Here is a 19,560-nt window from a genome sequence, read left to right on the forward strand (position 1 = left end):
ATGCTTGACAGCAAGGACCATCCAAACCCGACTTAAGGCGCAACACGCATCTGATCGTCTTTCAGGCGGGTCTGCGTTTCCACAGGCATCGTCATTGTCGGACAGACTTTCTTCACTTCCTGCCGCTTGATGGCTGTCAGTTTCTTTGTCTGCTTCTCGATGGCTGCATCAGATACCTCATCGCCAAGAGGTCTCCCTTCTGGTGACAGGGTCATGCCATTCATGATCCCAATTCCCGGAACAGGATCAAATTTTACAAAAAAACCATTATCAGACGTATCTTTTCCGCTCGATACAGCATCTGACTGCTTCTGCCGAAGTAATGAAATCCGATCTGAAACCCGCACGTCTTCTGCAAAAAGATGACGACAATCCATCGTCTCATATACAGGATCTGCCAGAGCAAAATCTTTTCCGGTACAGGAAAGAATTATAAAAGTCCCAATCTGGACTGTACGCTTCAAGGTCACCATACCACTCTCCCTCAGCTGCAGCGTTCGGCAGCGCACCCGCTTAATGACGTCATCCATTTACCCGGCATCAGTACTGGAACTGCATACCCAGAAGAAAAGCATTTGAGGTGCGGGAACTGGCTGGATGGTAACGCACATAATCGAACGTAAAACGGAGGTTATGCCCGTCCATCACGTAGTTGGCTCCAGCATCAAACTGGGTCGTTTTCGGATGGCCCGGACCGTAAAGGTCTTTTTTGAAACGGAACTGCTGATAACGGACCAGAGGCTGAAGACGACCCCAGCCCAGCTTATAGGGAATCAGATATGCTGTGCTGGCGAGGAAGGCTGTGCCGTTGTTGATACCACCGACATTTCCATATTCCGGCGCCCGCTGACCATATCCGGCAGAAATATCCTTCACGCCGTCAGTATAGTACTGATAATAGGCGCCTTCCAGAGTATAAACGCCATACTCTGCATTTTTTCCAATCTTCTTTTCAAAAAGACCGTCAATGTTCCAGGCTTTGTAATCGCCCTTCTGCTCTGCGGTTCCGACGCCATCGACTTCGTACTGTCCGGCCAGACCGATCGCGAGGATATCAGCCTTACCGTAATAGGTGCTGGCTGTGTAATAAGCAGGTGAAGGCTCGGGATCGAGAAAATTGTATTCCATACGACCGGCAAACAAAGGATGCTCACCGTAGTTCGATCCGCCGTGCACCCAGTTATGCCCCCGGTAAACACCAAGAGTATAACGGAACCGGTCTTTCAGCGTCTTACCCCATACCGTGACGCCATCATCACGGCCCGCCCATGCTCCCGGATACTGTGACACAATGGGATAGGCATAGGTGCTGAGGAAATAGGGACCATCAAGGTTGGAACGGTCACTTCCCGTCAGCATGCGACCAAACCAGACATTGAATTCCTTCCAGGGTTCAACCTGAAGAATACCGTCAAGCACGTTCCAGTTTCCGTCTCTCAATCGTTCAAGATTAAGGGTCGTCTTGACGTATTTATGGAACTGGGCGCCCATGTAAATACGCAGATCGGCAGCACTGGCCGCACTGGAATTACTTGGGGTCGCAGCGGGATCCTGGCTCAGATATTGCGCTCTCACGCCAACGCCGAATGTAAAGTACTGATTTTTTCCGAAATTAACGGTCATCGCCGCCTGGGAGTGCTGCGGCAACATCATTCCGAGCGTTGTGAAAGCTGACAAAATACTTCCATAACGAAGCAATTTCTTTTTTCGGTCCGAAGAAAACCGTGACACTCGCGCAATCATGAACACCCCCCTTATGGCCGCAGCCATCACCCGGCGACCTGATTACGTTACGGCAACGTATCGTATGAGAGGAATGCGTAAAATTACCTATACGTAAGACCACCGCAAACCAGAGCAACAGTCCGGAAACACTTACTGAAAACAGGAATCAAAATAACCATTTGATATAAAAACAAATTCAGAATCATCATTTTTCAAAGACACTCTGCGGTTTACACAAATCATCGCGGGCGAAGACTCTGAACCGCTTTCGTGGCGCATGTTTCAAACAAGGAAAATATCATTTGAAAAACAAACAATTCTCACAAAGAAAATTTTAAATACCTACAAATCCGAAACATGCACCTCATCCATCAGAGACAATAAAAACGCTTTTTTCCTGATATATTCTCTCTCTTAACCAGAGCGCCGCCGGTCCATGCACCTTTTTCTTATGCCATACGATCGACAGGGGCACCTGATGATGACCGGCGTCAAACAACAGTTCGGGCACGACAATATAGGAAGCCGCTGGCGAGGACGCGAGAACATGTTCTGAAATGAAAGCCCAGCCCACACCGTGCTTGACCATTTCCAGAATGACCCAGTTACTCTCAACCCACCAGACTTCAGCCGCTATGCGCAGGCTCTCCCTCCCCTGTTTCTTGCCGCGGGACGCCACCAGAATCTGGCGATAGCGTTTCAGCTCTTCCCAGGCCACGGGTTGCGAGGCCAATGGATGGCCCCGACCACAGACCAGCCGAAGCGGAACCCGTCCTATTGTCCGAAAAGCAAGATCGACCGGAGGTGTGGTTTGCTGCCACATCACGCCAAGATCCGCCGTCCCGGCCTGCACCATATGACCGACATCTTCCATGAGCGGGAGCAGCAGCTCCAGTTCCACATGAGGAAAACGGGCTGCAAAATCCTGAAAAACAGGTCCAAGCGCATTTTCAGGATACAGCTCGTCAATAGCGACAACCAGACGGTTTTCCACGCCTTCTTCCAGAGAGCGCGCCACACCGACAAGATGCTCACGCCGATCCAGAACGACACGCGTTTCCTCAAGCAGTCTCTGACCGGCTGGCGTCAGAACAGGCACACGCCCTTCCCGGCTGAACAACAAGACTCCGAGGTCATCCTCCAGATTACTGACATGCGTGCTGATCGCTGACTGCGCTTTGCCCGTTCTGCGAGCCGCCGCAGAAAAGGAACCGGCTGCCGCTGTTTCTGCGAAGGCCTGTAACTGGTCAAAAGATATGCTCATTGATCCATCTTTAAAACAGATAGGTTCTAACTTTTCCTATCTGGAAAGATGGGTAGATTGCCGCCCATGTCAACCGAATCCACTCAACCCTCCCCAGCTCTCCGCTCCGGCGCTGACCGTCTTCGTCATGCGTTGCTGTTTGAATGTGTCGCGCTGGCCATTGTCATCCCGTGCGGCAGTCTGCTGTTTGGCGTGCAGGCCTCTGACATGGGCGCCATAGGCGTCGGAAGCGCCATCACTGCGACAATATGGAATTATGTGTATAATCTGCTGTTCGATCGCAGTATGCTTCGTCTGACGGGTTCGACAAACAAGAGCATCACCGTAAGACTGGTGCATACGCTCCTGTTTGAAGCCGGATTACAGGTCGTCCTGTTGCCAGCGATCGCTGCTTATCTCGGCATATCGATCATGCAGGCTTTTTCACTCAGCATGACGATCGCAGTCTTTTATCTCGTCTATGCATTTGTCTTCAACATGGCCTACGATTCACTATTTCCAGCAGGAGCTTCTGCTGGAAAATCATCTCCGGCCATACCGGCAGAATAAAACCACCTCAAATGACATGTAATAATCTGGACAGGTGCACTCTGAACCTGTCCAGATCTCGCGTTTCACATGTGACTGGACGTTCTCTTCGTCTCATCTTCCGTGCTACCGGTGTCCACAGCCGGAACCAGTTCGGAATGATGGATCAGCCCCGGAACAGCAGGCGCTTCGCCCTGCAAGGAAGGGGCCATGTGACCCTGCATGCACCCGGCCTTATTCCCGGCGTCTGAAACATGCACGATCGGAGCGGCCTGTCCGTTCTGACTCATCGTGACTGTCCGGGAACAGGTCGCTCCATTCCCGCTCCAGCTCACACTGGTGATGGACTGGTAAGAAGCCCCGCCCGTCGTGCCAGATGCTGGTGCTGCTACAGCCGGAGTATGCTGGGCAACCTCCAGCATCTGCTGCTCAGCCTTCTGCATCATCGCCATCTGCTGCGCCATCATGCGGTCCATATTTTCAAAGAGAGACTGCATGGGCACGACATGGACAGGACGAGCTGCAGGCGCACGGATCAACACACCAATCTGATGCCCCTGTGGATCAACCACCCGGATCAATTCCTGCGCCAGCGCCTGTGGCGAAAGTGACGCTGTCGCCACACCGGCAAGCAGGGCAACCGCTGAAAATCTGCCCAGAAAAGACTGTCTGAAGAAACGCATCATCAAACCCTCCATCAGGAAAATCTGTCTCTCGTTTCGTGGTCCGAAAACAGTTACCAATCTGTTTATACGGTCGCCAGAAAGCAAGGATTTTCGCCGCTGAAAGGAAAAATTACAGTCTCCATGACCCTGTCGGTTCAGATCGCCACCAGCCCCCGGATATCCTCGGCCTCCAGCGTCTCCACCGCCCCGTTGGCAACGACCTTGCCTCGGTCCAGCACAACCACGTCCTGCGCCAGTTCATAGGCGAAATCGAAATACTGCTCGACCAGCAGAATCGCCATATCGCCGCGGTCCCGCAGCATGCCGATCACCGAACCAATATCCTTGATGATGCTCGGCTGAATGCCCTCCGTCGGCTCATCCAGAACCAGAAGCCGAGGACGGATGACGAGCGCCCGGCCTATGGCAAGCTGCTGCTGCTGACCGCCGGAAAGGTCACCGCCACGACGGTCGCGCATCTTCGCCAGAATGGGAAAGAGATCATAAATCTCGTCCGATACTTTCCTCTGGCCACGCGGCAGAAGACCAAAGCCGGTCTCCAGATTTTCCTTCACCGTCAGTAGCGGAAAGATGTCACGCCCCTGCGGAACGGTAGCAATGCCGCGTCTCGCCCGTTCATAGGCAGGCAGGCGCGTAATATCCTCGCCTTCCCACATGATTTTTCCGGACGAGACGGCATGCATCCCGGTGACGGCCCGCAGAACGCTGGTCTTGCCGACACCATTGCGCCCCAGCAGGCACGTCACTGCGCCAGCACGTGCCGAAAGGGAAACCCCGCGCAGGGCAATCGCCGCGCCGTAATAAAGTTGAATGTCCTGAACGTCGAGCATCTGTCTGTTTCCTCAGCGTCCGAGATACACTTCGATCACGCGTGGATCGTTGCTCACCTGATCCAGTTCGCCCTCCGCGAGAACCGAACCTTCGTGCAGCACGGTGACTTTCACATCCAGCGCCCGCACGAACTCCATGTCATGCTCCACAACGACAACACTTCGCGTCTGGTTGATCTCACGCAGAAGATCAGCCGTCTCCATGGTCTCCGCATCCGTCATGCCCGCCACAGGCTCATCGACCAGCAGAAGATCCGGCTCCTGACCAAGCAGCATCCCGATTTCCAGCCACTGTTTCTGGCCATGACTCAGGCCGCCCGCCTGCCGGGACGCGTCCCGCCCCAGACGGATCGTGCGCAGCAGGCCGTCAATCCGGGCTGTCTCTTCCGCGGTTTCTTTCGCGAAAAGCAGACTGAACGGAGACCGCAATCCTTTCAGAGACAGCAGAAGATTATCGCGAACAGTCAGCTCCTCGAACACCGTAGGCTTCTGGAATTTCCGACCAATCCCCATACGGGCGATGGCAGGTTCATCCAGCTTCGTCAGGTCATGCTCGCGGAACCGGACCACACCCGTATCAGGCCGCGTCTTGCCGGTGATAATGTCCATCATCGTGGTCTTGCCCGCGCCGTTCGGTCCGATAATGGCCCGCATCTCGCCGGGAGCCAGTGACAGCGACAGATCGTTGATGGCCCGGAAACCGTCGAACGTGACAGACACATGGCTCAGCTCAAGCAGCGGCTCAGTGCTCATGCCTCCCCTCCTTCCGGATTTGTCACTTCAGGCGTTACTTCGGAAGGGCGCTTCTTTGGCATGTGATGCATAAGCCCCATCAGCCCCTGCGGCAGAAACAGCGTCGTCGCCATGAACAGAGCGCCAAGCCCGTAGAGCCACATTTCCGGCAGCCAGGCCGTGAACAGCGTCTTGCCCAGATTGACAAGGATCGCGCCCACGACAGCACCGGACAGCGTGCCACGTCCACCGACCGCCACCCAGATCACGGCTTCAATGGAGTTGGCGGGCGCGAACTCGCCGGGATTGATGATGCCAACCTGAATGACATAGAGCGCGCCACCGATCGCCGCGATGACAGCGGAGAACACCCATACCAGCAATTTGACCTGCTCCGGGCGATAGCCAAGGAACCGCGTGCGGCTTTCCGCATCACGCACGGCAATCAGCAGACTTCCGAACCGGCCTCCGACCACATAGCGTGCGGCCAGCAAAGCCCCGGCAAGGATAAGTCCGCTGACGAACAGCATCCCGGCGCGGGTGTACGGACTGTGCAGATCAAACCCGAGAATGTCCTTGAAGTCGGTCAGGCCATTGTTGCCACCGAAGCCAAATCCATTCTGGAAGAAAGCCAGCATCAGCGCGTAGGTCAGCGCCTGCGTGATGATCGACAGATACACGCCCGAGACGCGGGAACGGAACGCCAGCCAGCCGAACAGTCCGGCCAGAGCGGCCGGCACGACCAGCATCAGCACCAGCGCCATCGGAAAGTGGTCAGAACCCCACCAGTACCAGGGCAGACTTTTCCATGACAGGAAGACCATGAAATCAGGCAGGTCCGCATTGCCGTAGACACCGCGCGCACCGATTTCCCGCACGAGATACATGCCCATCGCATAGCCACCGAGCGCGAAGAAGGCTGCGTGTCCGAGTGTGAGGATTCCGGCAAACCCCCAGACCAGATCAACAGCGAGCGCCAGCATGGCATAGGCCAGATACTTGCCGGCGAGCGTCATGATGAACGGTGACACCTGCACCGGACTGGAGGCCGGCAACAGGCTGGCTATCGCCATAATGCCTGTCAGCAGCACGACAATGACCGCCGTGACGGACGCGCCACGAAATGAGAGGGATGCGTTCACGATTCCACTCCCCGGCCCCGCAGCGGAAACATGCCGCGCGGATGACGCTGAATGTAAAGAATGACAAGGACGAGCAGCAGGATCTTGCCCGACACGGCCCCGACCAGCGGCTCAAGAGCCTTGCCGCCGACACCGAGCGTGGCCGCCGCTGCGAGTGTCCCCCACAGATTGCCCACACCGCCGAACACAACGACAAGGAAGCTGTCGATAATGTAGCTCTGTCCCAGATTGGGGCTGACATTGTCGATCTGGCTGACCGCGACACCCGCCAGCCCGGCGATGCCAGACCCGAGGCCGAAAGTCAGCGCATCGACCCGCGCCGTGCGGATGCCCATCAGCGCCGCCATGCGCCGGTTCTGGGTGACGGCCCGCATTTCCAGTCCAAGAGGCGTGCGGCGCAGCACCAGCATCAGACCCGCCATGACCACGACTGCAAAGATCATGATGGCAAGACGATCAATCGTGACTTCAATGCCGCCCAGATGGAAGGAGCCGGACAGCCAGGGCGGTGTGGTCACCGCCACGTTGGTCGGTCCGAACAGGGAGCGGATGACCTGCTGAAGAATCAGGGAAAGCCCCCATGTCGCCAGCAATGTTTCAAGCGGGCGGCCATACAGGAAACGGATCAGTCCGCGCTCGATCACAATCCCCAGTGCGCCACACACCAGAAAGGCTGCGGGAATGGCCAGAACCAGACTGAAAGACCCCAGAGCAGGAGCAACAGACAGAACGGCTTTCTGGGTCAGCCACGTTGTGTACGCGCCGATCATCATCAGTTCACCATGAGCCATGTTGATCACGCCCATGACGCCGAAGGTGATGGCCAGTCCCATGGCCGCGAGAAGCAGCACGGAACCGAGGCTCAGCCCGTAAAACGCATCCTGCCCGAAGCCCCAGAGCTTCAGTTTGAAATCGATGGAAGAGACAGCCGCCTCGGCAGCCTTGCGTGTCGCCGGGTCCAGCGCCTCCGAAGTGGACGCCTGAGCCAGCACGCCGCGTGCATCCAGTCCCCCTGCGGCCTTGAGCTTCGCCACAGCCTGCTGCTGAGCCTGCGCATCGGACACCGGAGCGCCGGGACTAAGCAGCGCCGCCGCACGAGCATCCTGAAGCGTATTTTTCAGGGTAACGTCATCGGTTTTTGACAGCGCCTTGTCGATAGCTGGCAGCATGGCCGGATCGTGACGCTGATAAAACAGCATCGCCGAAGCCTGCCGTTCCGCAGGCGTGCCAGAGACCAGCTCAAGCTCGGCCTCCGCCGCCGCGACGGCGAGCCGCACACGGTTATTGACCCGAACAGGCCGCAAGGTTTCTTCATCCGGAGTAGCGGAGGCACCGGAACGGGCATCCTCCCAGCCACTGTCAGTACGGATGAACAGACCGTCGCCTTCGCGGGTGGCGAACAGTTTCCTGTCGGCGAGCGCACGCAGAACAGGGAGAGCCCGAGGCCCGCCCTGCTGTGCGATCTGATCGACTGATGAGGCGATGGTATTGAACTGCGTTGTCGCAAGTCCGGCGAACACATCTTCATCCGCCCGCGCATTATGGGGCTGAATGAAAAGCAGGCTCAGCAGGACGGCGGCGAAGATACCCCGCACACCGTTACGCATTTTCCGGCCAGAAAGGGCTGCCGGACCCGACATCGCAAATTCAGCCATGCTTTGCTCCGAGACAGGCCTTTTTGACCGTATCGTAATTTCCGCAACTGACCGGCCTGGTCCAGTCGCCAATCAGGTTCTTCGTCTCCGGCACATACGGCGACCAGGCCATGCCCGGCACTTCCTTCGGCGTCTGCCAGACGACGTTGAACTGACCGTCATCCTGAATCTCGCCGATATAAACCGGCTTCGTGATGTGATGGTTCGGCAGAACCTGCGCCGTGCCGCCCGTCAGGTTGGCCTGCTTCAGACCGACCATCGCGTCGATGACCTTGTCATGGTCGGTGGAGCCGACTTTCTCGACCGCCTGAACCCACAGATTGAAGCCGATATAGGAGGCCTCCATCGGATCGTTGGTCGTGCGCTTCGGGTTCTTCGTGTAGTCGTGCCACTCCTTGATGAAGGACTTGTTGGCGGGGCTGTCGATGCTCTCGAAGTAGTTCCAGGCCGCGAGCTGGCCGACGAGCGGCTTGGTGTCCATGCCCGCCAGTTCTTCCTCGCCGACGCTGAAGGCCATGACCGGAATATCCGTGGCGGAAATGCCCTGCGCGCCCAGTTCCTTGTAGAACGGAACATTGGCGTCACCATTGATGGTGGACACGACAGCCGTTTTCTTGCCCGCAGAACCGAACGCCTTGAGCTGCGACACGATGGTCTGCCAGTCGGACTGACCGAACGGCGTGTAGTTCACCATGATGTCGGCGTCTGCGATGCCTTTGGACTTCAGATAGTTCTGGAGAATCTGATTCGTCGTGCGCGGATAGACGTAGTCCGTGCCGATCAGCGCGAAACGCTTCGCTCCGCCGCCATCGGCGCTGAGGAGATAATCCACGGCCGGAATGGCCTGCTGGTTGGGGGCTGCGCCTGTGTAGAACACGTTGCGGCTGCACTCCTGCCCTTCATACTGGACGGGGTAGAACAGGATGCCGTTGAGTTCCTCGAACACCGGCAGCACCGACTTGCGGGACACGCTGGTCCAGCAGCCGAACACGGACGCCACCTTGTCCACGGCGAGAAGCTGACGGGCCTTTTCGGCGAACAGCGGCCAGTTGGAGGCCGGATCGACCACGACGGCTTCCAGAGGGCGTCCCAGCACGCCGCCTTTACGATTCTGCAACTCGACCAGCATCAGAATGACGTCTTTCAGCGTGGTCTCGCTGATCGCCATGGTTCCGGACAGGGAGTGCAGCACACCAATGCGGATCGGCTCGCCCTTGGGTGTGGCGGCGGCAGCGCCTCTCACACCGGCGAGCATCGCAGCGGATGCAGCGAGACTGAATTTCGTAAAATCACGGCGGGAGAAACGCGGCGACATCGTCATGGCCTCTGTCCTTCTGATACTGACATGAGCATCCTCACCGGGGCAGATTTTCCCATACGCAAACTTGCGTAGTTCATTACGATGTCGCATCTGGCATGAGGGATGCAAAGGAAAATCTTGATGCAGGAGCAGTTGTCCGGGTGCCCAGGCGTTCAGCCATGAGGCCATTGCGCATCGTGCGTATGCGCCGCGACTACAACCGCTGGGCGGCTGACCAGTCGCTTGAGGATTACGCCCTGCGCTTCACGGCGCGTTCGGCCCGGGCCGCGACACCCTTGCGGGCAGCCCTGACGGCGCTCGGCTCCATTTCCTTTCTGGCCCTTGAAGCCATCGGCGGCACGCTGACGATGGCGTTCGGCTTTTCCAACACGGCCCTTGCCATCCTCTTTGTCAGTGCAGTTATCTTTCTGGTCAGCCTGCCGATCTGCGCCACGGCCGCCCGCAGCGGTCTCGACATCGACCTGCTTACACGCGGTACGGGGTTCGGCTATATCGGCTCGACCCTCACCTCGCTGATCTATGCAAGCTTCACCTTCATCTTTTTCGGGATCGAGGCCGCCATTCTGGCTGCATTGCTGGAGCAGATTCCCGGCGTTTCCCACACCATTGCGTGCTGTCTGGCGGCCCTGCTTGTCATTCCACTGGTTACAGGCGGGTTCCGGTTTATCGCACGCTTTCAGATCTTCTCTTTACCCATCTGGTTCGCGCTCAATCTCATTCCCCTGATCGCCATTCTCTACGCTCATCCGGACTGGATTGGTGACTGGGTGCAGTTCAGGGGACTGGCCTCAACCCAGCCCGTCAACATCTTCGCCATTGGCAGTGCTGCGTCCATCATGTTCGTACTGATCTGCCAGAGCGCGGAACAGGTGGATTTTCTGCGGTTCATGCCCCCCCTGTCACGCACCAACCGGTTGAGATGGTGGTGCGCGCTGATCGCGGGTGGACCGGGCTGGATTGTGTTCGATGCAGCCAAGCTTTTCGCGGGATCGTTTCTGGCGTGGGCGGTTCTTCACGCCGGTTTTTCACCTGAACGCGCCGTGCAGCCCCAGCAGATGTACAGGCTGGCCTATGGCACATTCCTGTCGCCTGTATTTGCGACACTTGCCACTGCGGCTCTCGTTATCGTCGCTCAGTTCAAGATCAATATCACCAACGCCTATGCAGGCTCCCTCGCCTGGTCGAATTTCTTTTCCCGTCTGACACATTCCCATCCGGGCCGTGTGTTCTATGTGCTGTTCACGGTAGCGCTTGCCCTGCTTCTCATGCTTGCCGGACTGGTCAACACCATTGAAACGGGCATCGTCCTGTATGCAGACCTTGCCGCAGCATGGGTCGGCCCCATCCTCGCGGATATTGTGCTTTGCAAACCTCTCAGGCTCAGCCCGCCCTTTGTCGAATTCAAACGTGCGCTCCTGCCCGACATAAACCCCGTGGGATTGGGTGCGGCGCTCACAGGCGCTGTGACGGGCGTTCTCTGTACTGACGGCTATTTCGGACCTTACGCCTCGGCTTTCTCGCCGTTCATCGCGCTAGGTCTGTCGTTTCTGGTGACACCTTTTCTGGCCGCGCTGACAGGCGGTCGCACCTATCTCGCACGACGGGCGCCAGCAGACTGGAACACACGCGGCTCCATGAAATGCGTGATCTGTGAGCATACTTTTGAAGCTACCGACATGGCCCGCTGCCCAGCCTATGGCGGGACCATCTGCTCGCTGTGCTGTTCGCTCGATGCGCGCTGCAATGATCGCTGCAAACCAACGGTCACGCATCTGAGGCAACAGTTCAGCCTCCCGTTTGAGCTGTTTCCTGTAAAAATGAAGGCATTTCTTTTATCGACAAAGGGACGATTCCTCCTTTTTGCCGGCCTTGGTACGGCAGCGATCCTGCTGATCGGCGACACCTCGTTTGCCCACAATCATACCTATCTCGTTCTGTTTTTTCTTGTCGTGCTGACGTCCTGGCTTGTCGTACTCGGTCAGGATGGGCGGCAGGCTGCAGGGGAAGAAACCCGCCGACAGACGCTTCTTCTGATGAATGAAATCCGCGCCCATCAGCGCACAGATGCCGCTCTGAAACGGGCGCGGGAAAAGGCTGAATCCGCCAGTCTTGCAAAAACCCGTTATCTGAGCGGAATCAGTCACGAAATCAGAGCACCGCTGAACACCATCATGGGTTATACCCAGATACTCCAGAATGATCATCGTATGCCCACAGACCGGCAGGATGTTCTGCGCACCATTCGGGAAAGTGGTGAGCATATGACGGGACTTCTGACCGGTCTTCTCGATATTTCCAAAATCGAGGCCGGGCGGATCGAGCTTTACAGTGACAGAATCGCTCTCGGTCAGTTTCTCAACACCGTCGTACAGATGGTGCGCCCACAGGCACGGGCCAAAAGGCTGGATTTCCACTATCATCCTGGATACCTGCCTCCCGTGGTGATGGGAGATGAGCATCGTCTGCGTCAGATTCTGCTCAACCTGTTGTCCAATGCCGTGAAATTCACCCCCTCCGGCTCAGTGACGTTCACGGCGAACTGGCGCGGTCAGATTGCTGAATTCATCATTGAAGATACCGGACCGGGCATTGCGCCTGCCGATCAGGAGCGGATTTTCGAACCTTTCGAAAGAGCGGCGGGAGACGCCGTGCCGGGCACAGGCCTTGGCCTGACAATCACACGGCTTCTCACCCATATTCTTGGGGGAGAGCTTACGCTTACGAGCGAAATCGGCCACGGAACACGCTTCCGGGTGCGACTGCTCCTGTCCGACCGTGCCGAAGATGCCGCCCCTACCCTTCACGGACTTCCCTCCGGCTATGAAGGCGCATGCAAAACCATACTGGTGGTCGATGACAACGCTGCTCACCGACGCATGATGCATGAATTCCTGGGGTCCAGACATTTCAATATCCGCGATGTCTCCAGTGGCGCTGAATGTCTTGAGTTTCTGAAAACAGAACTCCCCGACCTGATCATTCTCGATCTCTCCATGCCGGGGATGGATGGACGGGAACTGGCTCTGCGCATTCGGGAAACAAGCGCCGGTCATCTTCCTCTGCTCTTTCTCACCGGGAACGTGACTGAACTGGCGTCGCGGCGTGTTCCCTCGCTGGATGACTGCACAGTCCTGCCGAAACCCGTCGATTTTCAGGCTCTTCTCGATGAAATCGGACGGCTTCTGGATATAAAATGGATATTCCAGTCTGAAAATGATGCTCTGTCAGAAGAAACTTTTCTCACGCTGACTTCCGACGAGGTCACTGCGCAGTCTCCGGGCGATACCCAGCCACCTCTTTCAGCGGATACTCCTTTGGCGGCCAATGAGAAAATGGAACTCACCGAACTGATCAATTCCGGAAATGTCCGCCTGTTACGACAGAAACTCGATCTTCTTTGCAACAGTCATCCGCATCTTGCCATGACTCTCGCCCCCGTTCAGGAAGCAGCCCGCACCTATCAACTCGAAACGGTCAGACGTTTACTGGAGGAACTTCCCGCATGACACGTGAAACGCCCTCCCGGTCCACTCTCCTCGTGATTGATGATGATCCCGCCGCTCTCGGCATGATGGATGAAGCTCTGACAAACGCCGGTTACTCGGTCCTGCTGGCGCAATCCGGTGACAGCGCTTTTGAAGTCATGAACCGGACTCTGCCCGATCTCGTACTGGTCGATGCGATCATGCCGGGACTGAGCGGCTGGGATATCTGCCGCAGCATGAAGGCAGATGCCTCACTCAACGCCCTGCCGGTCATTTTCATGACTGGTCTGACAGAAATCGAGCATGTCCTGCGCGCCTTTGAAGCAGGCGCCACGGACTATGTGACCAAACCATTCCACTTCGCCGAAGTTCTGGCACGTATTGAAATTCACCTGATAGCCGCACGCCGTATCCGAACCGCACATGCCGCTCTGGATAGCGTGGGCAGACGTTTTTTTGCTCTGGATGATAGCGGTGAACTGCTCTGGTCCACACCGAAAGCCGCTGAGTTGCTGGAACAACTTCCTTCTCCCAGGCATTTGTCCGATCTCGTCAGTAAAAAATCCGAACCTGGTCTGGTCATTTTCACCAGTCCACATCAGAACGGTGTCCTGCGCGTCACCTTTGTCGGACGTGACGCCCCTCAGGAATGGCTGTTCTCCATCGCTTTCCTGCTCGATCGACCCGAGCAGATTCTACAGGAAAAGTTCGGCCTAAGCGCACGGGAGGCGGAAGTCCTCCTGTGGATCAGCCGCGGCAAAAGCAGCCGGGACATTGCCGAAATTCTCAGCATTAGTCCCCGCACAATCGATAAACATACCGAGCAGCTTTATAACAAGGCTGGGTTCAGTGGCCGGGCTGCGGCCGCGGCGGCAGCCTCACGGCTGCTGGGGGATGTGGAATAATTTTTACATAAACGAAATCGGGTCCACATCCACGTCCACACGCACCGCACTCGTAAACGTCACCTGACCCAGCCAGCGGCGCAGAATTGGCTGCACGGCGATATTCCGATGCGTCCGCAGCAACAGCCGTCGCCGATGTCGTCCGCGCAACACGGCGATCGGCGCTGGAACAGGACCAAGCACCTCGATTCCGTTACCGTGCGGTGCGGAAACACCCAGTTGCCGAGCGGCATTATCGGCGGCATCGGCATTTTCCGAACTGACGATCAGCGCCGCCAGACGTCCGAAAGGTGGCCAGAAACCCGGCTTCCTCTGATCCGCCTCCTCCGCCATGAACGCGGCGAAATCCCCGGAAACAAGCGCCTGCATGACCGGATGTTCGGGCGTGAAACTCTGAAGCAGCACCTCGCCCGGCGCTTCAGCACGCCCAGCGCGTCCGGCGACCTGATGCAGAAGCTGCATCGTGCGCTCCCCTGCCCGCAGATCAGCGCCGCCGAGCCCAAGATCAGCATCCACCACGCCCACAAGCGTCAGATGCGGAAAATGCCAGCCCTTGGCGACAATCTGCGTACCAATGATGAGATCCACTTCCCGACGCGAAATCTTTCCGACAGCCTCGGCCGTAGCCGCAGGACCACTGATCGTGTCGCTGGCCATGACCATGATTCGCGCATCGGGAAATTCGCTGCGGGCTTCTTCCGTTATTCGCTCGATCCCCGGACCGATGGCTGTCAGGCTGTCTTCCGCCCCGCATGTCGGGCAGGCATGCGGAACAGGTTCGGTGTGTTCACAGTAATGACAGGCCAGAACACGCTTTTTCCGGTGCTCGACCAGCCAGGATGTGCAGTGGGGACATTCCATCCGATGCCCGCAGGTCCGGCAGAGTGTCAGTGGCGCATAGCCGCGACGGTTGAGGAACAGCATCGCCTGTTCACCGCGCCCGAGCCGCGTTTTCACCGCTTTCACCAGCACGGGTGAAAGAAACAACCCGCGTGGCGGTGGATTTTCCCGCATGTCGATCAGATGCGTCTCCGGCATGGCCGCACCGCCATGTCGCGCGGTCAGCACCAGATGACGGTAACGCCCGGTTTCGACATTGTTCAGTGTCTCAAGGCTCGGCGTCGCGGAGGCCAGCACGATGGGAGCCTTCGCCAGTCTTGCCCGCACGACCGCCATGTCACGGGCGTTGTAGGTGACGCCTTCCTCCTGCTTGAAAACAGCCTCGTGTTCTTCATCGACAATCACAAGGCCCAGATCGCGGAACGGCATGAACAGCGCTGATCGCGCACCGACAATGACCCTGGCCGAACCGTCCTCGCAGGCCGCCCACGTCAGACGACGGGCCTTCTGGCCGATCTCGGAATGCCAGACAGCCGGGCGCACGCCGAAGCGTCGGGCGAAGCGATCCATCCACTGTGCCGAGAGAGCAATTTCGGGGAGCAGAACGAGCGCCTGTCGCCCCTGCGCCAGACATTCAGCCACAGCTTCCAGATAGATTTCGGTCTTGCCGGAACCGGTCACACCTTCAAGGAGCGTCGCGGAAAATGCACGCTCTTCGACACGCGCCCGAAGCTCCCCTGCGGCCAGAGCCTGATCGCCTTCCAGAACCGGCAGATTATGGGATGGATCTGGCTCGGCGAAGGGAGAAACAGGCCCCATCAGCATGCTTTGCAGCACGCCTGCATCTGCCAGCCCGCGCACGACTGATACCCCCACGCCCGCTTTCTGCGTCAGTTCCGCCATCGTTACTGGCGGTGCGCCATGCGGCAAGGCGTCCAGCACAGCGCGCCGAGCCGGAGTCATCCGCAACGGCTCAGGCGATTCCCCAACACGCACCCATCCCACGGCAGGCGCTATCTGTTCACCACGCAGATGAGACCGCAGCGCCATTGCCAGCACCATGCCCGGCGGCGCAAGCGTGTAGGCTGCGACCCAGTCGATGAACTGCCGCAATTCTGCGGACAGTGGCGGCAGGTCGAGACGCTCCTTGATCGGACGCAGACGGGAGGCGGCGATTTCAGGCGGTGGTGGAGGCGCGAGGTCGACAGGAAGCACCGTCTGTTCCCAGACCACGCCGGTTTCCCGCCGGCCACCCAGCGGTACGACCACCACATCGCCGGGAGCGAGCGAGTCAGTCAGCGACTGCGGAACGGCATAATCCAGCGCACAGGGAAACGGCAGTGGCAGCAGGACAGACACGCGCTTTCGCGAAGGCAAAGGTTCCAGTAGGCTGCTCTGCACCATGATGGCTCTCTCTACCTTCTTCACGGCGTCGTGTCTCGCCCTCCTTCGGAGAAATATGCGTTGAAGGCTCACGACGCCCTGCAACAGTTCCTCGCATGGATGACAGCCGAGCGGGGAGCGTCACAGCATACCATCGACGCCTATCAGGGCGATCTGTCCCGTTTTCTCGGCTTTCTGACCAACCATCATGGCGAGGAACCGACGCTTGCCACCCTTGGCGTCGCCAGCCTTTCCGACCTTCGCGCGTGGCTGGCTCATGAGCAGACTCAGGCGCTGACGCCGCGCCTAGGCCAGCGTCCGACGACCCGCGACAAGTCGGCCCGCACACGCTCCCGCCGGGTTTCGGCGCTCCGTTCCTTCTTCCGCTTCCTCGCCCGACATAAAGGCGTCGAAAACCCTGCGCCAAGTCTGCTGGCCACGCCCCGCACCAAGAAGCCGCTGCCACGCCCGCTTCCTGTTACCGAGGCGCTGGAGGCTGGAGAAGGAATCGGCATGCTGGAAGTGAACAGCATGGCGCAGGAACGCGATAAAGCGCTGTTTCTGCTGCTATATGGCGGCGGTCTGCGGATTTCCGAAGGGCTCGGGCTGAATGTCGGAGACTTCGACGAAGCCCTTTCAACCGGCGTCTTCCGCATCCGTGGCAAGGGTAACAAGGAGCGGCTCGTGCCATTGCTCCCGCGTGTATCCGAAGCCCTGCAACGCTGGCGAGGCTTTCACCCTTCGCCGTCCCGGCACGAGCCGTTGTTTCCCGGTGTACGCGGAGGACGCCTGAACGCCGCCGTCGCACAGAAAGCCATGCGGCAATGGCGGAAAAGTGAAGGCCTGCCCGAACACGCCACCCCCCACGCGCTGCGCCACTCCTTCGCGACCCACATGATGGAAGGTGGCGCGGATCTGCGTGTCATTCAGGAACTGCTCGGCCACGCAAGCCTGTCCACGACGCAACGCTACACCCTTGCCGACGAAGCCCGTCTGCTGGATGTCTGGCAGAAAGCTCACCCTCGCGCCTCGAAAAACGCCGGAGACTGATGATGACCGCCACCCGCACCCTCTATCCGCCCATCGAGCCCTACGCACATGGTCATCTCGATACGGGTGAAGGCCATCTGGTCTACTGGGAGCGTTGCGGAACGCCGGGCGCACTGCCTGTCGTGTTCCTGCATGGCGGCCCCGGTGGCGGCTGCTCGCCGATGCAGCGCCGCATGTTTGATCCGGCGCGTTATGACATTCTGCTGTTCGACCAGCGCGGTTGTGGACGCTCGACGCCGCACGCTTCCCTTGAGAACAACACAACCTGGCATCTGGTCGCCGATATCGAGCGACTGCGGGAGATGATCGGTGTCGAGCAATGGGTGGTTTTTGGTGGCTCATGGGGATCGACGCTGGCGCTGGCCTATGCGGAGACGCATCCCGAACGGGTGAAAGCGATGGCGCTGCGGGGCATCTTCACGCTGCGACGGGAGGAACTGCTCTGGTATTATCAGGGCGGCGGCGCATGGCTTTATCCGGACAAGTGGGATGCGTTTCTCGCCCCCATTCCCGAAGACGAACGCGGCGACCTCATGGCGGCCTATAATCGTCGTCTGACCGGCGACGATCCGGTCGAGCGTGAAAAAGCGGCGATCGCCTGGTCTGTCTGGGAAGGATCAACCCTCACCCTGCTCCCTGACCCGAACATGGTGAAGCAGCATGAAGACCCGGTTTATGCGCTCGCTTTCTCCCGCATCGAGAACCATTACTTCGTCAATGCAGGCTGGCTGGCGGAGGGCCAACTGATCCGCGACGTGGACCGTATCCGTCAGATCCCCACTGTCATCGTGCAGGGACGCTACGATATCGCCACGCCGGTGCGGACCGCGTGGGATCTGCACAAGGCATGGCCCGAAGCGGATTTCAGGCTGATTGACGATGCCGGGCATGCGTTGTCCGAACCCGGTATCCTGTCCGCGCTTCTGGACGCCACGGACCGCTTCGCGGAGCATCTGGACTGAGCATGACGCGCCTCCGCTCTCTCCTGACAGGCCTTGTTTTACAGACTCTGACAGTGTCAGCGGCCCTTGCTGCACCCTGCCCACTGACTCCAATCATGGAAGCTCCTTTACGGAATGATCTGGGGTTTCTGTCGGCGCCTGTGACGGTTGCCGGGCGGACTGTCAGCTTCATTGTCGATACCGGATCGGAAGGCAGCCTGATTTCGCCGTGGTTTGCACGGTTCATGAAACTGCCTGAAGACCCGAACGCGCTGACCCATGTCAGCGGAACAGGTGGTTCCGGTGGAGTGGTTCCGAATGTGATCATTCCCAGCCTGCAGGTGGGCAGCACCGGGTTCGGACCGATTTCCATGCCGCTCGGGTTTCTGCCAAGTCGGCCAAATATCACGCCTCCCGTCGAAGGACTTCTTGGTGGCGATGTGCTGGCGCAGGATGTTCTGGAGATTGACGCGCCGCATGGACGTCTGGCCATGTGGAATGCGCCGGGTCGCAAGACGGATGCCTGCTCTCTGGAGCCACCCTCCCTGCCCGGAGTCCAGTGGCAAAGTCTGGAAGCAGAGGAGCGGGGCCATCGCATCCTTCTTCATGTTCAGCTGGACGGTCATGATCTGACGGCTCTGCTGGACAGCGGGGCGCGCTCCCGCATTCTCTCCCGTCGCGCAGCGGAAGGGATGGGCCTGACAGAAGACCAGCTCGCGACGGACCCCGGAGGCACGACGGCCGGTGTGGACGGAAAAGAGTCGGTCTATCGGTGGCATAAGTTTCACAGTCTGACCATCGGACAGGAAACCGAGCACAATCCGGTGCTGACCGTCTCCCCTGTGTCCGAACAGTCCGTCGATATGCTGCTCGGCTCCGACTGGTTCGCAGCCCATCATGTGTGGATTTTTTACAGGCAGGGGCGGATTTTTGCAGCGAAGATCGCCGTCCGGACAAAGACGGGAAGCGTGAAATCCGTCCAAAACGGGTCGGCTTCTCACTGACAGGCAACAGACGGCTTTCTCTGCCATAAGCTCCTGTTTTCTCATTTTCTTCAGGCGATCACACCAGAT

16 protein-coding genes are annotated in these 19,560 nt (G+C 58.3%); 6 read left to right on the forward strand and 10 right to left on the reverse strand.

The genetic code is table 11. From position 1 onward, the window contains the following. Window positions 1-32 precede the first annotated feature (32 nt). The 3 genes from GVI59_RS04065 to GVI59_RS04080 form a co-directional block, all read right to left on the reverse strand. Window positions 33-473 (reverse strand): hypothetical protein, encoded by a 441-nt coding sequence (locus tag GVI59_RS04065; RefSeq protein WP_242012928.1) that lies wholly within the window; start codon window positions 471-473, stop codon window positions 33-35. Window positions 474-540: 67 nt separating this feature from the next. Then, complete coding sequence (locus tag GVI59_RS04070; RefSeq protein ID WP_338422060.1) at window positions 541-1,650, reverse strand: porin; 1,110 nt, start codon at window positions 1,648-1,650, stop codon at window positions 541-543. Window positions 1,651-2,089: 439 nt separating this feature from the next. Next, entirely contained in the window at window positions 2,090-2,989 is a 900-nt protein-coding gene (locus GVI59_RS04080; RefSeq protein ID WP_173573004.1) for a LysR family transcriptional regulator, read from the reverse strand. Window positions 2,990-3,055: 66 nt separating this feature from the next. On the opposite strand from GVI59_RS04080, the gene GVI59_RS04085 reads away from it, so the two are divergent. Further along, window positions 3,056-3,538 (forward strand): PACE efflux transporter, encoded by a 483-nt coding sequence (locus GVI59_RS04085; protein ID WP_173573005.1) that lies wholly within the window; start codon window positions 3,056-3,058, stop codon window positions 3,536-3,538. Window positions 3,539-3,603: 65 nt separating this feature from the next. Here the strand turns inward: GVI59_RS04085 and GVI59_RS04090 are convergent, their stop codons facing one another. From GVI59_RS04090 to urtA, 6 genes are all read right to left on the reverse strand, one after another. Next, window positions 3,604-4,203, reverse strand: a complete 600-nt coding sequence (locus GVI59_RS04090) for a hypothetical protein (RefSeq protein WP_173573006.1) — start codon at window positions 4,201-4,203, stop codon at window positions 3,604-3,606. A gap of 134 nt (window positions 4,204-4,337) precedes the next feature. After that, window positions 4,338-5,033, reverse strand: a complete 696-nt coding sequence (gene urtE, locus GVI59_RS04095; RefSeq protein ID WP_173573007.1) for an urea ABC transporter ATP-binding subunit UrtE — start codon at window positions 5,031-5,033, stop codon at window positions 4,338-4,340. Window positions 5,034-5,045: 12 nt separating this feature from the next. Continuing rightward, entirely contained in the window at window positions 5,046-5,786 is a 741-nt protein-coding gene (gene urtD / locus GVI59_RS04100; protein ID WP_173573008.1) for an urea ABC transporter ATP-binding protein UrtD, read from the reverse strand. After that, window positions 5,783-6,907, reverse strand: a complete 1,125-nt coding sequence (urtC, locus tag GVI59_RS04105) for an urea ABC transporter permease subunit UrtC (RefSeq protein WP_173573009.1) — start codon at window positions 6,905-6,907, stop codon at window positions 5,783-5,785. Before urtC ends, urtD begins: the two co-directional genes overlap by 4 nt. Next, window positions 6,904-8,562, reverse strand: a complete 1,659-nt coding sequence (urtB, locus tag GVI59_RS04110; protein WP_173573010.1) for an urea ABC transporter permease subunit UrtB — start codon at window positions 8,560-8,562, stop codon at window positions 6,904-6,906. Before urtB ends, urtC begins: the two co-directional genes overlap by 4 nt. Beyond that, window positions 8,555-9,883 (reverse strand): urea ABC transporter substrate-binding protein, encoded by a 1,329-nt coding sequence (urtA, locus tag GVI59_RS04115; RefSeq protein WP_173573011.1) that lies wholly within the window; start codon window positions 9,881-9,883, stop codon window positions 8,555-8,557. The genes urtB and urtA overlap by 8 nt, the downstream gene beginning before the upstream one ends. A gap of 158 nt (window positions 9,884-10,041) precedes the next feature. On the opposite strand from urtA, the gene GVI59_RS04120 reads away from it, so the two are divergent. Further along, entirely contained in the window at window positions 10,042-13,389 is a 3,348-nt protein-coding gene (locus GVI59_RS04120) for a hybrid sensor histidine kinase/response regulator (protein WP_173573012.1), read from the forward strand. Next, complete coding sequence (locus GVI59_RS04125; RefSeq protein ID WP_173573013.1) at window positions 13,386-14,273, forward strand: response regulator; 888 nt, start codon at window positions 13,386-13,388, stop codon at window positions 14,271-14,273. Before GVI59_RS04120 ends, GVI59_RS04125 begins: the two co-directional genes overlap by 4 nt. Before the next feature lie 3 nt (window positions 14,274-14,276). Here GVI59_RS04125 and GVI59_RS04130 read toward each other — a convergent pair whose 3' ends face one another. After that, window positions 14,277-16,517, reverse strand: coding sequence for a primosomal protein N' (locus GVI59_RS04130; protein WP_173573014.1), 2,241 nt, complete (start codon window positions 16,515-16,517; stop codon window positions 14,277-14,279). A gap of 60 nt (window positions 16,518-16,577) precedes the next feature. Between GVI59_RS04130 and GVI59_RS04135 the strand changes: the two genes are divergently transcribed. The 3 genes from GVI59_RS04135 to GVI59_RS04145 are packed head-to-tail and all read left to right on the forward strand — an operon-like array spanning window position 16,578 to window position 19,491. After that, window positions 16,578-17,546 (forward strand): tyrosine recombinase XerC, encoded by a 969-nt coding sequence (locus GVI59_RS04135; protein WP_173573015.1) that lies wholly within the window; start codon window positions 16,578-16,580, stop codon window positions 17,544-17,546. Window positions 17,547-17,548: 2 nt separating this feature from the next. Beyond that, window positions 17,549-18,508: a prolyl aminopeptidase gene (gene pip / locus GVI59_RS04140; RefSeq protein WP_173573070.1), complete on the forward strand. Its 960-nt coding sequence runs from the start codon at window positions 17,549-17,551 to the stop codon at window positions 18,506-18,508. Window positions 18,509-18,510: 2 nt separating this feature from the next. Continuing rightward, complete coding sequence (locus GVI59_RS04145) at window positions 18,511-19,491, forward strand: retropepsin-like aspartic protease (protein WP_173573016.1); 981 nt, start codon at window positions 18,511-18,513, stop codon at window positions 19,489-19,491. The last annotated feature ends 69 nt before the right edge of the window (window positions 19,492-19,560 follow it).

The sequence above is a fragment of the Acetobacter sicerae genome (assembly GCF_011516765.1).
GTDB classification, from domain to species: Bacteria; Pseudomonadota; Alphaproteobacteria; order Acetobacterales; family Acetobacteraceae; genus Acetobacter; species Acetobacter sicerae.